This window comes from Prevotella sp. ICM33, assembly GCF_000517825.1.
Taxonomy (GTDB): Bacteria; Bacteroidota; Bacteroidia; order Bacteroidales; family Bacteroidaceae; genus Prevotella; species Prevotella melaninogenica.
The window spans coordinates 1-14,983 of sequence record NZ_JACD01000045.1 but is presented as its reverse complement, the minus strand read 5'-3'; the positions used below and the strand labels follow the sequence as shown (position 1 = coordinate 14,983).

General features: G+C 39.7%; 11 protein-coding genes. 3 read left to right on the top strand and 8 right to left on the bottom strand.

Going from position 1 to position 14,983, the window contains the following annotated elements:
- Positions 1–187: 187 nt before the first annotated feature.
- From lgt to HMPREF1505_RS05150, 8 genes are all read right to left on the bottom strand, one after another.
- Positions 188–1,030 carry a prolipoprotein diacylglyceryl transferase gene (lgt, locus tag HMPREF1505_RS05185; protein ID WP_036923507.1) on the bottom strand — a complete coding sequence of 281 codons (843 nt, stop codon included), beginning with the start codon at positions 1,028–1,030 and terminating at the stop codon, positions 188–190.
- A 72-nt stretch (positions 1,031–1,102) separates the two neighbouring features.
- Positions 1,103–2,206: a redox-regulated ATPase YchF gene (ychF, locus tag HMPREF1505_RS05180; RefSeq protein WP_036923505.1), complete on the bottom strand. Its 1,104-nt coding sequence runs from the start codon at positions 2,204–2,206 to the stop codon at positions 1,103–1,105.
- A 302-nt stretch (positions 2,207–2,508) separates the two neighbouring features.
- Positions 2,509–3,318 carry a DUF3108 domain-containing protein gene (locus HMPREF1505_RS05175; protein WP_036923503.1) on the bottom strand — a complete coding sequence of 270 codons (810 nt, stop codon included), beginning with the start codon at positions 3,316–3,318 and terminating at the stop codon, positions 2,509–2,511.
- An 838-nt stretch (positions 3,319–4,156) separates the two neighbouring features.
- Positions 4,157–5,203 (bottom strand): ribonucleotide-diphosphate reductase subunit beta, encoded by a 1,047-nt coding sequence (locus HMPREF1505_RS05170; protein WP_004358967.1) that lies wholly within the window; start codon positions 5,201–5,203, stop codon positions 4,157–4,159.
- Between the two features lie 196 nt (positions 5,204–5,399).
- Positions 5,400–7,919 (bottom strand): ribonucleoside-diphosphate reductase subunit alpha, encoded by a 2,520-nt coding sequence (locus tag HMPREF1505_RS05165; protein ID WP_036923502.1) that lies wholly within the window; start codon positions 7,917–7,919, stop codon positions 5,400–5,402.
- A 324-nt stretch (positions 7,920–8,243) separates the two neighbouring features.
- Positions 8,244–8,843 (bottom strand): hypothetical protein, encoded by a 600-nt coding sequence (locus HMPREF1505_RS13435; protein ID WP_051412326.1) that lies wholly within the window; start codon positions 8,841–8,843, stop codon positions 8,244–8,246.
- Positions 8,844–8,905: 62 nt separating this feature from the next.
- A complete protein-coding gene (locus HMPREF1505_RS05155) occupies positions 8,906–9,952 on the bottom strand; it encodes a glycosyltransferase family 9 protein (RefSeq protein ID WP_036923501.1) in 1,047 nt (348 codons plus the stop codon).
- A gap of 165 nt (positions 9,953–10,117) precedes the next feature.
- The gene (locus tag HMPREF1505_RS05150; protein WP_036923500.1) at positions 10,118–10,723 is read right to left on the bottom strand and encodes a DUF4254 domain-containing protein; all 606 of its coding nucleotides are present in this window, start codon (positions 10,721–10,723) and stop codon (positions 10,118–10,120) included.
- Positions 10,724–12,020: 1,297 nt separating this feature from the next.
- On the opposite strand from HMPREF1505_RS05150, the gene HMPREF1505_RS05145 reads away from it, so the two are divergent.
- The 3 genes from HMPREF1505_RS05145 (at position 12,021) to rnc (ending at position 14,662) form a co-directional block, all read left to right on the top strand.
- On the top strand, positions 12,021–12,257 hold the full coding sequence (locus HMPREF1505_RS05145) for an acyl carrier protein (protein WP_004358972.1): 237 nt from the start codon (positions 12,021–12,023) through the stop codon (positions 12,255–12,257).
- 88 nt (positions 12,258–12,345) lie between these two features.
- Positions 12,346–13,608 carry a beta-ketoacyl-ACP synthase II gene (gene fabF, locus HMPREF1505_RS05140; protein WP_036923509.1) on the top strand — a complete coding sequence of 421 codons (1,263 nt, stop codon included), beginning with the start codon at positions 12,346–12,348 and terminating at the stop codon, positions 13,606–13,608.
- Positions 13,598–14,662, top strand: a complete 1,065-nt coding sequence (rnc, locus tag HMPREF1505_RS05135) for a ribonuclease III (protein ID WP_036923499.1) — start codon at positions 13,598–13,600, stop codon at positions 14,660–14,662. The genes fabF and rnc overlap by 11 nt, the downstream gene beginning before the upstream one ends.
- The last annotated feature ends 321 nt before the right edge of the window (positions 14,663–14,983 follow it).

Sequence of the window (14,983 nt, the reverse complement as noted above, 5' to 3'; positions counted from 1 at the left end):
GTCTTAAAGGGCACCTTTTGCAAGCCAAAAGGGCGTCTTTTAGAAGCTAAAAGAGTATGTATTGGTTTTGAACAGCATAAAAATAGTTTACAAACTTCAACTAATTACTATTCATAAAACTAATTGCACGAATACTCATTGATAAGGAATATTCGTGCAATTAGCGTAATTCGTAGTCGAAAGCGGCTTATGGTAGTTTTCCTTCTTTCCCTCTTGAGCGTAAGATTGACCATACACCGAGGGCAATAAGAGGAATACTTAATATCTGTCCCATATCGATTGGCAAACCTGCCTCAAATGCTTCTTGTATCTCCTTCGTGTATTCTATAAAGAAACGGAAGGTGAAAATGAGCGTTAGACAGAGTCCGAAATAAAGTCCTGTACCCACTTTCTTAGGATATTTCCTATATACGAAGTAAATAAAAAGGAAGATAATTAAGTAGGCTATTGCCTCATAGAGCTGTCCCGGATGACGTGGTTTATTGTCTACATTATAGAAGATAAAAGCCCAAGGAACGTCTGTTACCTTACCAATAATCTCTGAATTCATCAGGTTTCCAAGGCGAATAAAGCAGGCTGTGATACCTGATACGATACCGAAGAAGTCAAGTACTACCCACGTATTCATCTTCGTCTTGCGAATATAAAGGAAGAGGGCAATCAGTAATCCAGCCACTCCACCATGCGATGCAAGTCCTTGATAACCCACATACTTCCATGAACCGTCAGCCATTTCACGGATAGGAATAAAGATAGTCATGATTCCTTTCCAAGAAGTGAGGAACTCCTCTGGCTCATAAAAGAGACAATGACCTAAGCGGGCACCAATCAGTACGCCAAAGAAGACATAAAGAAAGAGTGGATCAAACTGTGATGGAGGGAATTTATGACGCTTAAAAAGCCACTGCATCATAAAATATCCCAAGGCAAGACCTACTAACCAACACATTCCATACCAACGAATAGGAAGAGAACCAAGCTGGAAAATCACTTCACTTGGCTGCCATGCAATATAAAGTAGATTGTTCATAGTTATGCTATTAAAAGTGAAGATAGCACCAATAATTATCCCCTCTCTTAGCAGAGAGGGGTTAAATAGGGGCTATACATTAAATCTAAAGTGCATGATGTCACCGTCTTGTACAACGTATTCCTTACCTTCGATACCAAGTTTACCAGCCTCACGAATAGCTGCCTCAGAACCATATTTAATGTAATCGTCGTACTTAATGACCTCTGCACGAATAAAACCCTTCTCAAAGTCGGTATGGATAACACCCGCACACTGCGGTGCTTTCCAGCCCTTATGGAAGGTCCATGCCTTTACTTCCATCTCACCAGCGGTGATAAAGGTCTGAAGGTTGAGCAGATGATATGCTTTATTGATAAGTCGGCTCACACCACTTTCTTCCAAGCCAAGTTCGTCAAGGAACATTTTCTTATCCTCATAGCTCTCCAAAGAAGCGATATCCTCCTCTGTCTTAGCAGCGATGATCATTGCTTCAGCACCTTCCTCAGCTGCAATCTTCTCAATCATCTGACTGTATTCATTACCTGTCTTCGCACTTGATTCGTCTACATTGCAAACGTAAAGTACAGGTTTTGTTGTCAGGAGGAAGAGGTCGTGGGCTGCTTGCTGTTCTTCCTTGCTTTCAAACTCAACGCTACGAGCATTCTTACCCTGCTCTAACACTTCTCTATAAGCCTCCAAGACAGATACCATTACCTTAGCATCTTTATTGCCTGCAGCAGCAACCTTCTGCTGTTTAGCAAGCTGTGCCTCGATGGTTTCAAGGTCTTTGAGCTGCAACTCTGTATCGATAATCTCCTTATCTTCAATCGGGTTGACTGCCATACCACCCTCACGTACCACGTTATCGTCCTCGAAACAGCGGATTACATGAATGATAGCATCGCACTCGCGGATATTACCAAGGAACTTGTTACCCAATCCTTCACCCTTTGAAGCACCCTTAACGAGTCCTGCAATGTCGACAATCTCACAGGTAGCAGGTACGATTCGTCCCGGATGAACAATCTCAGCGAGCTTATTCAAACGCTCGTCTGGAACGGTAATTACGCCGAGGTTCGGCTCAATCGTACAGAAAGGGAAGTTAGCTGCTTGTGCTTTGGCACTGCTCAAGCAGTTGAAAAGTGTGGACTTACCTACGTTTGGCAGTCCTACTATACCACATTTTAATGCCATATCTTAAATAAACGTTTATTTCTTTTGTACAAAAATAAAGCTAACGAGCGCAAAGGAAGTTTCCTTTCTCTTTATCGTATGCTGCTTATTTTCTGCAAAATTACATAATTAATTCGATATAAGCGAGAAGAAGTGGAAATAAGGTGGAATACATATGAAGTCAATCTCAACTCTATCATACGATTATAGGGGCATAACGCTTATGTCACGTTATACCCCTATAAGTATAAGGAATAGTTTTATATCGTACGTTATAAGCCCTTATTCTTTATATATAAGAAAGGAACTTACCTCGGTTTTTGCTATTTTACCTCTGATGTAATCGGACTATTAATTCCCTTCATAGAAACAAGGAAGGCCTTAGCTGATCCGAACTTCAAACTCATATCAAGACGAACAGGGATATGGTTGCTGTCGTCTGTTACATAGAAATTAGCTATTTCACGCCACTTATCATCCTCATATTCATAATAGGTGAGACGCAAACAACGATACTTATGATTATTGTCAGCCTTGATATTCTCCTTACCACCGTAAACTATACGACCGGCATGGCGGCTATTTCCATCTACGATAGGGAACTTCACCACCTCACCTTTCTTCCAGTTCTCTGGATTAAAACTACGTGCACGCAAGAAGATACTCATCATATCGAAACAACAATCATCGTAGGTATTCTCCATCCATTGATGTTTTCCTTCGTTATTGATTCTGTGCTGGCGTAGCTTACATTTACCATTTGGATAAGTATAGAATATCTCATCTACCGTATATCGCTTTCCTTCCCTTGCTCCCTTACGGAAGTAGAGTGGCTCCATCTGCTTTGAATTATAAGTAAGTAACGTGTCACGTAATACAAAGTAATCGTCAAGTTTACCATTACCACGTGTCGTCAACGAAGCACGATAAGCCGGAATACCCTTATAAGTAGAGGAAACCGTGTACCAAGAAGCTGTACCTGCCTTTACCCAAATAAACTTCCAGTTATAATAAAGGTTGTAGGTAAGATACTCTCCACTGCTAAAAGCCGTGTTACGGAATGTACACTGTGCGGTGGCACTGACGGCAATCATCGCAAAGAGACAAACTATATAAATCTTCAACTTTTTCATATTCTCCGTTTTATCCGTTCAACTTTAATATTATTCTTTATTTCTCTTTTAAAAGAAAAAAGAATGTTTTAGTATGATAGGCTGTGGATTAGTGCAGAACTTTTCAGCCATTTTCTTGCCAGAATAGTTATCAAACTTAGAGGTTACTTTATTAACAAGTTATCCTCATTTCTATCGTTTGATATTCAGGTATTATACTGAGTTATCCACATTATCCACAATTGATGCAAAGATAATAAGTTTATATCTTTTTTGATATGAAAGTTGTGTAAAACTTCTATAAAACTGCATTAATAACCTTGTGGATATCCACATAGAAGCTTCTTCTTCTGTTCTTGTGTGGATATCCACAGAGTTATAAAATAGTTATCAACATAGTTTTCCACAGAGTTATCAACAGTTATTAGTTCAATATCTGTATAAGTATTGTTTAGTAAATGTTCCCTTATAAAGGAATCATTTGTGTTCTGCGATGTATTATAATAGTTCTAATCAGTCTATATGCCATCTTTAAGCGTTGTGCTGATGCTCCGCACATAGTGTGCTAAGGGTTAACACTAATGGTGTTATGTGTTAATTACGTTGCAGTATATTGGTAATTGTAAAACAACTTATGATTATTGAAGAGGCAAAATACCAAAAGTAAATAGAATATAGTTGATGTCTTTCATGGTTATAGTTCGTACTTTGGATAAAAAGAAATTCATAATTCAAAATTCACAATTCATAATTATGATTACTTATTTTGGGTGTTATGAAAGGAAAATCCTAAACATAACATTAGCAATAAGGAGTAATTATAATTATGAATTGTGAATTATGAATTCTCAATTAAGACTTACAAGTCATCAATTAATGCAGTACTCTTGGCGTAAGCTGTACTCTTAGCTTCGAAGAAGTCGGTCTTTACCATGTTGGCATTTGAATACTGACCAACCCACTTCATGTTCTCTGGTTCTTTTTGGTTGTCGTCATAGAGGAAACCGAAGCCAAGTCCAGACCAGCGAAGATTACCCAAATAACGGATATAATCAGACACCATCTGAGCGTTAAGACCCTGTACATCGTTGCCGATAACGTATTGTCCCCATGCTATCTCCTGACGTACACCCTCACGCATCATATCCTCATAAACCTTTATCTTCTCTGGAGTAAACATATCAGGCTCCTCTTTCTTCAGCTCAAGAATAATGCTACGGAACAACCATAGATGTGTATTCTCATCTCGGTTGATATAGCGAATCTCCTGTGCAGAACCCGACATCTTACCATTTCGGCTGAGATTATAGAAGAACATAAATCCGCTGTAGAAGTAAATACCTTCAAGGATGAAGTTAGCAATGAGTGTTTTCATCAAGCTGAACTTATCTCTTTTCTCATGGAACTCATTGTAACAGTCACCAATAAACTTATTACGGTTCAAGAGGTGCTCATCGGTCTTCCACTGATAAAGAATGTCGTTACGCTCTTCAGGACTACAGATAGTGTCGAGCATGTAGCTATAACTCTGACTATGGATACACTCTTGGAATGCCTGAATATGCAGACAGAGGTTTACCTCATTCGCAGTGATATACTCACTAAGGGTTGGGAGGTTATTGCTCTGAAGAGAATCAAGGAAGACAAGGAAGCTCAGAATCTTATCATAGGCTGTACGTTCAGCCTTTTCAAGACGTGGATAATCCTTAAAGTCTTGTGAAAGATTGATTTCTTCTGGAATCCAGAAGTTATTCATTGCCTGTCTGTACCAGTCACTTACCCATGAATACTTCATATTATTGAAGTCATTCAAATTAGTAGTATTGCCACCAATCATTCGTCTCAAGCGCAATTCTATATCGCCTGAAGGATTGAATAAGGTATTACGTTTTAATTGATTATCCATTATTTCTTATATATTAAATCCATTAATTGTTTAATTCAGAATTCAAAATTCAGAATTCATAATTATGATTAGTGATGTAAACTTTATATTAATTGGGTTATTTGTCCTATTTATAAGTTTACTAAACTCTGTTATTATTCTAATATTCCACAAAGAAAGTAATCATAATTATGAATTATGGATTATGAATTGTGAATTATGATGAGCAGCTCTCACACTCTTCCACCTCTAATGACTTACTACGCACATAGTAGATAGTCTTAACACCCTCTTTCCAAGCAAGTAGGTAAAGGTCGAGTATCTGACGCATTGTGAAGTCATTGGTGATATAGAGGTTCATACTCTGTGCCTGGTCGATATGACGCTGACGTACACCAGAAGCACGAACACTCCATTTTTGGTTGATAAGATAAGCACTCTTATACATCCAGTAGGTCTCATCTGAAAGCTCAGGAGCAACACGTGGAAGCATACTTCCCTTCTTCTCTTCTAAGAAGAAACGCTTCATGATTGGGTCTAAGCCGGCTGTTGTACCTGCAATAATACTTGTACTGCTGGTTGGAGCAACTGCAAGAAGATAAGCATTACGCATACCCTGCAAGGCAACTGTCTTACGAACATCCTGCCATTCAGCACTGTCATAACCACGCTTATCAAAGTAGATACCTGTTTGCCAGTCACTTCCCTCAAAGAATTGATAGCTTCCCTTCTCCTTAGCGAGGTTTGAGCTCGCAAGAATAGCTGCTCGGTTGATAGTCTCGAACACCTTATCCATAAACTCCAAATGCTCTTCACTCTCCCACTTGATGCGACGTTTAGCAAGAGCATGGTGATAACCACTAATACCCAAGCCAATAGAACGATAACGCTGGTTAGTAAGTTGTGCATAAGGAACAGGATAGAAGTTAAGGTTGATAACGTTGTCGAGTGCACGAACAACGGTTGCTACCTTTTCTTTCATCTTCTCCTCATCCTCCAATGGAAGTCTACCAAGTGACAAACTTGCCAAGTTACATACGACAAACTCACCTGGACGAGTAGTTGTAACAACAACGGTATCACCATCCTTTGTCTCTACTTCCTTAGATACTGTCTCAATAGGAGCCATGTTCTGAGCTATCTCTGTACAGAGATTAGAGCAGTAAATCATACCCTTATGAGCGTTAGGATTAGCTCTGTTCACCGTGTCACGGTTGAAGGTAAATGGTGTTCCAGTCTCAACAGCAGAACGAAGAACCAATCTAACAATATCCTTAATGCTAATAACACGACGTGAAAGACGCTGATCATTCACACAATCAAGGTACTTACGTTCCCACTCTTCGCCATAACAATCCTCAAGACAATAACCCTTGATACGCATAATTTCGTTAGGACAGAAGAGTGACCAGTTCTGATTCATGTCTTCCTCTGCCATCTTCCAGAATAAGTCTGGATAGCAAATTGCTGGGAAGATGTCGTGTGCCTTCATACGATCGTCACCGTTGTTGGTACGAAGTTGTAGGAATTCTGGTAGGTCTTTATGCCATACATCTAAGTAAACGGCTACAGCACCTTGGCGCATACCCAACTGATCAACAGCTACAGCAGTGTCATTAACGAGTCGCATCCAGCGGATTACACCACCTGCTACACCCTTGAAACCACGGATATTACCACCTGTTGCACGTACCTTACCGAAGTACATACCCATACCACCGCCAAACTTGCTCACCTGTGAGAAGTTGTCCAAGCTACGATAGATACCATCCAAACTGTCTGGTACGGTGTCAATGAAGCAACTTGAAAGCTGATGACTTGGCTTACGAGAGTTAGAGAGGGTAGGGGTTGCCATCGTTACTTCTAACTTACTGAGCAAGTCATAGATGCGACGTACCCACATAAGACGGTCTTCCTTCTCTGGCATAGCAAGATGAAGTGCAATTCCAAGGAACATTTCCTGTACACGCTCAATTACTTTACCAGAGTAATTCTTTATAACATAACGCTTTAGAAGTAGATCAAGACCTGAATAATTAAGGAGCTTATTGCGTTCAGGGTCAATGAAAGTAGCAGCCTCGTTGATTTCTTCTTCACTATAGTTCTGAAGAATATAATCACCATAAAGTCCTTCTTCGGTCATATATTTAACCTTACGATAGAAGGTCTTGAGTCCCAACTCTTCCTCCAAACGGGTGATTTTCTTTTCAGAACGATAAGAAAGAATACGTGCTGAAATCATCTCCCATGCTGGAGCCTCTGGTGTTGTCAATTCTACAGCAGCCTTGATAAGTGCATCAATTGAGTCTTTCTGTGACATACCAGGCTTAGTGAAACTTGAGAACTTCTCCTGAAGAGTCACCATACTATAAGAACGCTCGCGGTATTCTCGGGCTACACTGTGCAATACATCAGCCAACTCACGATCGTCAGCAGTCCACACAATGTAATTAATAGCTTGTCGCTGCTCATTACGCTGATAGCGGAAGAGAATATAATTCTTTGCTTCATCGTAATGACCATGTGCCATAAGACACTTCTCTACACGGTTCTGGATATCCTCCACAGTGCGCAGTTCAGGGTTCTCTTTGATGAACTGCTCTACTTCGCTTACCATTCCGGCTATCTCACTGTCTGAAATATCCTTTCCGGTGCTGATAAAACTCTTTTTAATGGCTATTGAAATCTTTTCGTTATTATAGACTTCTACTTCTCCATTACGTTTTGTTATATTCATTACTTCTTTTATAAAGTTTTCTATTTTGTACTACTTCAATTCGCTATTGAGACTTACTTATTTACATGTAAGTAACATATTATTAGTAACTTACGCCTTTTAGCGGGTTTTTGTATGGACAAAGTTAAGAAAAAAAACTGATATGATAGTTATCCAAAACGGAATATTTTGAGAACAAATTTACTTTTGATTGTTTTCCAAAATAGAAAAGAATTAAGTGTTCTTTTTGTTTAAAATTGAAATACTTTTAGCTGTTCAAAATCTCTATTTATTGCTTACAAAAAGCATTTATTTCGCTATATAAAATTATAGTTTATCTCTTTATCAAATAAAAATCGCCTTGCTCTTCTGCTTGATAAGCTTATTCGTCATCTGATGACTCATCCGTAAGCTTTGGAGCTTTGAACTTGACAACAATGTAGCCTTATTGTCTTTATGTTCAACAAGGATAAAAGCTAAATCCTCATAGTGTTTACGTAGTCTATCAGACACTATCTGATGGTAGGCTTTCCGGTATTTCTCCTGCTTCATAAAGGAATCTGAACGTGAGCAGAGGAAGACGATGCGGTTGTCTATCTTGAAATAATGTGAAGGATACATATCATCAACAGTCCATCCTCCATCCATAAACGCGTCATAATAAGCAGGATAGATAAGAAAAACGTCACTGTTGATATAGACCCCATTTGTAAAAATACCGCGATCTTCGTATCCATATCCACATTTAAGAATAAACGTACTATCCTTAGGATATTGCTTAATAAAACGATGAATACATCCCAAAAAGGCTGATTTCATCTCTGTAGTGTCAACAAGAACAAGACTATCTAATGGATTATTGTCTGTTAATTTTTGACAAGTCTTATTACAACAGGAGGATAGGAGGGTAAGGAGAAAGACGAATAAAAGAATAAATTGTTTCATACTCTTGCTTTTAAAAAAATCACCTTGTTTATTATTTGTAATCTAACTGTTATTTTATCTTACTACAATCCCTCTTCAATACGCTGAATAATCTCTTCTGGAAGAATATTATTCATACAAGCGAAGTCAGCCCGATGGCAGGGCTTGTTACCAAAGACAGAACAAGGACGGCAAGAGAGTGTATTGATTTGAACAGCATCTTCTTCCTTCTGTTGCCAACCCATAAATCCACAATAAGGATGGGTTGCACCCCATACACTTACCACGCGTGTACCAGTGAGAGAAGCAAGGTGCATGTTAGCACTATCCATTGAGACCATTGTGTCGAGATGACTCATAAGGATGAGTTCCTTTTCGAGTCCTTTAAGGACGTTAGCAACACAGAGACATTGCGGATATTGTGCTGCCCATTGGTTCAATACTTCTATTTCTTGTTTACCACCACCAAAGAGGAAGATACGCCAAGAAGGATGTTTCTCAGTAAGTTTTCGCACCACAAGTTCCATCTTTTCCTGTGGATACATCTTACCTGCATGGGCTGCAAATGGTGCTATACCTATCCATCGTTCCGATGGTTGCTTTACACCTATTATATTAGGGAGAAGCTGTAAGTCTCCACCTTCAGCAGGGAAGATACTCGTAAATTCAGGTTTAATAGGATAGCCTAATGCTTCGAGTACGTCAGCATAGTTTTGAAAAGAGGTAGGCTGCTGTATGAAAACCTTATTTTCTTCCCGACAGAGTAGCTTCTTTCCTTGCTTATGCTTATTGATATGTGCCACAGATTTACCATCGATAAGGAAACGTAAGCGGAGGAAACGGGTTCGAAGCACGTTATGGAAATCGGCTACAGCTGTAAATTGCTTTGCTACCAACCGACGGTAAAGTGCGTTTAATCCTCCAAAACCTTTATATTCTTCTTTCAAATCGGCAGCCATAAAGTCGACATTTGGTGCTAAATGCTGAAAGAATGGCTGTGCAAAAGGACGAGAAAGCACACTTATTCTCACCTCTGGATACTGCTTTGCAAGCGAATAAACGATGGGAACTGTCATAGCAATGTCGCCCATAGCAGAGAATCGGATGATAAGAATATGTGGGGTTTTCATAGGCTAACAGAAATGAATAAGCAGGATAAAGAATAGAGGAAAAAGGTTATTATTGATAAAGATAAGCAATAAGATATGCTTATTCAATAACTAATAAAGCACATTGATGTTTACTCTGAGCGAGTAATTACACCCCTCCCTATGCAGAGTGGGAGGGGTATCATTTTATTTCTTGTTGTAAAGAATCGGATTGGTAGCAGGGTCGTTGTACATTTTCATCTGACGATAAACCTTCATGTACTTACGGCCATGCTCAATGTCATCGAGCAATTGGTCGATGGCAAGACTGAGGTCCTTCTGTTGTTCGAGGAGGATATTCAGCTTAGACTTACATTTCTCAATGTGCTCAGCTGAAGCATCCTTGCGCTCAGTCTGCTCCTTCATGTGATAAATTTTCAATGCAAGGATAGACAAACGGTCAACTGCCCATGCTGGACTCTCGGTATTGATAGTTGCATCTGGGAGTGGAGTCACGTCAGAGTAGAGCTGACGGAAATACGAGTCAATCTGCTCAACAAGGTCTGTACGGTCCTGGTTAGAGCGGTCAATACGATGCTTGAGACTCATTCCTTCGTCTGGGTTGATATGTGGGTCGCGGATAAGGTCCTCGAAGTGCCACTGTACTGTGTCAATCCAGCATTTCAGATAGAGACGGTTTTCAATGGAATCTCTGTCGTAAGGGTTATTAATCGGCGTATCTACGTTGTCCGTAATATGATAATCACGGATTGCCTGATTGAAAATCTCGTTACAATGTTTTGTAAATGACATTCGGTTTTTATTTTTCTGTTTATTCTGCAAATATAAAGTAAATTCCTTAAAGGACAAAATAAAAACTCTTGTTTTTCATTGTTAATCGCTTAATCTCAAATCAGTCATGAGCGCCTAAACATATTTTATTTTCTTATTGAGTAGCTTGTCTGTCTTTACAATGTAGGAGTAGTGGCTATGTCAAGTCATAAAGACGGACAAGATTCGGTATGGAATATTCCTTCTAAGTGGATTTCATGCGCTTATAAGCTCCTCTGAATATACCACATATCTATACAATAAGTTTATATTTCGTTTACTGTCATTTTAACAGTTTGTATTAACTACTTGTAAATTAAGTGTTTATAAGTTTATAAAAGATGACAGGAGTGACAGGAAAATTATTTTTCCGCACTGACTATCTACGATTGAATTCCGTTTATTTTTTGAATCTTCAGGATTTTGAAGTGATAAGGTTTTCCACTTAAGCTTAGGTCTCTGACGGAATGTCACACAGAGGGACGGAGAGTACGGAGGGATATCAAAGCAAGCACTGGTAGTCACGGAGGCACCGTCGGTGCGTGGAGCGACGGAGATAGTTTGCCACTTCTTTTAGCAATTTATATACAAAGCGTTCATACTAAAAGAGTTATCAGAAATATGTACGCTACACCTCAGTCGCTCTTTGTGCCATCGGCACCTCTGTGACATTGCCTTTATCTCCGTCCTCTCCGTAGCTCTGTGTGCCTTATTATATAAGCGTTTTAGTTTATCACTCCATATTTCGGAAGAACCTTATTTATGTAAACCTCAATTCCCTATTTGTGGACGAGTTATAATTAACCTTTTAATCATCGTATGGAGGTTCAGCACATATGGTGCGGATGCTTAGCACGTATGGTGCGAACGCTTAACACCAATGGTGCGGATGCTTTATAAGCTTGCAAAAAGTAAACTATGCCTAAACTATAAAAGGCAATTAACAGTGCTTTACTATGTCGGATAGAATACGCATGATGAGTGATAACAAACAACATCATTGTATTTTCGTCTTAATAATAATAAGGTGTAGTAGTTTATAAGATCAGTTTAATTCCAAGTAGTGGCATAAATAAAGTTTTGAATAATCCGATATAATTGTTTGATTTATCGTACAATTAAGTGTAAAAACGCCCAAAAATATGCACAAAGCTATATGGTTTGTGCAATAGATAGTGTATTTTTAATAAAAAAACTTGCACACATGGAAAAAAAACAGTTCCTTTGCAACGCATTTTGAATTTGGAAATCAATATTAAACATTTTAAAACTTACAATTATGTCAGAAATTGAATCAAAAGTAAAGGCTATTATCGTAGAGAAGCTCGGCGTTGATGAGGCTGAGGTAAAACCAGAGGCAAGTTTCACAAACGACCTCGGTGCTGACTCTTTGGATACAGTAGAGCTCATCATGGAGTTCGAGAAGGAGTTCGGTATTTCTATTCCAGACGATAAGGCTGAGAAGATCTCTACAGTAGGCGACGCTATCTCTTACATCGAGGAGAACGCTAAGTAAGGTTTACTCAAGATAAAAGTACCAAGCAAAGCGTATGCCTTTGCTTGGCTTTTTTTTTAACTTTACTTTTTTAATTTATATTTCACGCATGGAATTAAAAAGAGTAGTTGTAACAGGTCTTGGCGCCGTTACTCCATTGGGTAACACTCCAGAGGAGACTTGGCAGAACATGCTGGCAGGTAAGAGTGGTGCTGCTCCTATTACACATTTCGATACAACCCAGTTCAAGACGAAGTTTGCTTGTGAGGTAAAAGACCTTAACATCAATGATTACATTGACCGTAAGGAGGCTCGTAAGCTCGACCGCTACACTCAGTTGGCTATGATTAGTGCTATTCAGGGTGTTAAGGACGCTAACTTCGACTTAGAGAAGGTTGACAAGAACCGCGTAGGTGTAATCTACGGTGTAGGTATTGGTGGTATTAAGACATTCGAAGATGAGGTGAGTTATTACGCACAGCATCCAGAGAATGGTCCTAAGTTCAATCCTTTCTTCATTCCGAAGATGATTGCAGATATCGCTTCTGGTCAGATTAGTATGCTGTATGGATTCCACGGTCCTAACTATACAACAACATCTGCTTGTGCTTCTTCAACTAACGCTTTGGCTTCAGCATTCAACCAGATTCGTCTTGGTAAGGCTGATATTATCGTTAGTGGTGGTGCTGAGGCTGCTATTTGCGCTTGTGGTGTAGGTGGTTTCAATGCTATGCATGCACTTTCTACACGCAATGATGATCCAGAGCACGCTTCACGTCCATTCTCTGCAAGCCGCGATGGCTTCGTAATGGGTGAGGGTGCTGGTTGTCTTATCCTTGAGGAGTTGGAGCATGCAAAGGCTCGTGGTGCTAAGATTTACGCAGAGATGGTTGGTGAAGGCGAGTCAGCTGACGCTCATCATATTACTGCTTCTCACCCAGAGGGTCTTGGTGCTAAGCTCGTTATGAAGGCAGCACTTGAGGATGCAGGTTTGAAGCCAGAGGATATCGACTATATCAACGTTCACGGTACATCAACTCCTGTAGGTGATATCTCAGAGGCAAAGGCTATCAAGGCTTTGTTTGGTGATGCTGCTTACAAGTTGAACATCTCTTCTACAAAGAGTATGACAGGTCACCTCCTCGGTGCAGCTGGTGCTGTAGAGGCTTTGGCTTGTGTCATGTCTGTGAAGGAAGATATCGTTCCTCCAACTATCAACCATGAGGAAGATGATAAGGATCCTGAATTGGATTACAACTTGAACTTTACGTTCAACAAGGCACAGAAACGTGAGGTACGTGCTGCACTGAGCAACACCTTCGGTTTCGGTGGTCACAATGCTTGTGTTGTATTCAAGAAGTATGCTGAATAATATAATTGATAGAATAAAGCTCCCTTTCCGTAAGGAGAAGGAGCTTTATTTGTCTTTGTACCAAATTATCGGCATTATTCCTCACGATATCAGTTATTATAAGACTGCACTCTTGCACAAGAGCGTAGCGCGTCGTAACGCAAAGGGTAAGCCAGTAAACAATGAACGCCTTGAGTTTCTTGGTGATGCTATTCTCGATGCCATTGTCGGTGACATCGTTTATGATCACTTCCCAGGCAAGCGTGAAGGTTTCCTGACAAACACTCGTTCAAAGATAGTACAACGCGATACGCTAAATCGCCTGGCAAAAGAGATGGGAATCGGACAGTTGATTCTCTCTAACGGGCAGACGTCTTCGCATAACAGTTATTTAGGGGGTAATGCTTTTGAGGCACTCGTAGGCGCTCTCTATCTTGATCATGGCTACAATGCTTGTATGAAGTTTATGAAGCAACAAGTCCTTGGGAAGCTTATCAATATTGATAAGGTTGCTTACAAGGAGGTGAACTTCAAGTCAAAACTCATCGAGTGGAGCCAGAAAAATAAGGTCAATATGGAGTTCAAGTTGATTGAAAACCAAAAGGATAAACAGGGTAGTCCTACTTTCCATTTCCAAGTGATTATGGAGGGTATTCCATGTGGAGAGGGACACGGTTATTCTAAGAAGGAAAGCCAGCAAGAGGCTTCCAAACTTACGCTCCAGCGTTTGCGTCGTGAGCCCCAGTTTATAGATGAGGTTTTTGCCGCCAAAGCCAACCGTACAAAGATGGAAGAAGAACCAGTGCTCAATGTTCCTGAGACTTCACAGGACATGAACTTCATTGAAGGTTCTGAACCAAAGGTTGAGAAACATGAGAATCCTTTCCAAACAGAGGTCTTTGATGAGAAATCATCGGCTGCTGATGAAGTGAAAGAAGAACTAACTGATTCCTCTGTTGAGGAAGAAAAGAAGGCTAACAATGAGGATTTTGACCTCTCTGATATTTCTCATTCTAAGTCTATTGACCGCGAAGCTATTATTGCAGCTGCTGAGGCAGAGGCTTTTGAAAATTAATAAATAGCGGTAAAAGAATTAATAAGACAGGCGTTTACAGCCGATGGTAAGTGATAATACCTATCACATTCATCATCTTCTGTAAACGCCTGTTGCTTTTTTGTTAGTATCTAATAAGGTACTATTTAAGGCTAATAAGCCTAATTATTTCTATTAGCCTAATATGCCTAATAAGGCTAATTGATCCAATTAGGCTAATAAGCCCAATAAGCTCAATACAGCTAATAGCCTATTACTTTGTCATAATTTTTCACATCTTGATTTTTAATACATGCTCTTTTGGCTTCTAAAAGACGCCCAATTGACTTGCAAAAGGTGCCC

Coding starts and splice junctions, on each gene's coding strand:
- lgt (WP_036923507.1), bottom strand. CDS start 1,030: ATGAACAATCTACTTTATATTGCATGGCAGCCAAGTGAAGTGATTTTC.
- ychF (WP_036923505.1), bottom strand. CDS start 2,206: ATGGCATTAAAATGTGGTATAGTAGGACTGCCAAACGTAGGTAAGTCC.
- HMPREF1505_RS05175 (WP_036923503.1), bottom strand. CDS start 3,318: ATGAAAAAGTTGAAGATTTATATAGTTTGTCTCTTTGCGATGATTGCC.
- HMPREF1505_RS05170 (WP_004358967.1), bottom strand. CDS start 5,203: ATGGATAATCAATTAAAACGTAATACCTTATTCAATCCTTCAGGCGAT.
- HMPREF1505_RS05165 (WP_036923502.1), bottom strand. CDS start 7,919: ATGAATATAACAAAACGTAATGGAGAAGTAGAAGTCTATAATAACGAA.
- HMPREF1505_RS13435 (WP_051412326.1), bottom strand. CDS start 8,843: ATGAAACAATTTATTCTTTTATTCGTCTTTCTCCTTACCCTCCTATCC.
- HMPREF1505_RS05155 (WP_036923501.1), bottom strand. CDS start 9,952: ATGAAAACCCCACATATTCTTATCATCCGATTCTCTGCTATGGGCGAC.
- HMPREF1505_RS05150 (WP_036923500.1), bottom strand. CDS start 10,723: ATGTCATTTACAAAACATTGTAACGAGATTTTCAATCAGGCAATCCGT.
- HMPREF1505_RS05145 (WP_004358972.1), top strand. CDS start 12,021: ATGTCAGAAATTGAATCAAAAGTAAAGGCTATTATCGTAGAGAAGCTC.
- fabF (WP_036923509.1), top strand. CDS start 12,346: ATGGAATTAAAAAGAGTAGTTGTAACAGGTCTTGGCGCCGTTACTCCA.
- rnc (WP_036923499.1), top strand. CDS start 13,598: ATGCTGAATAATATAATTGATAGAATAAAGCTCCCTTTCCGTAAGGAG.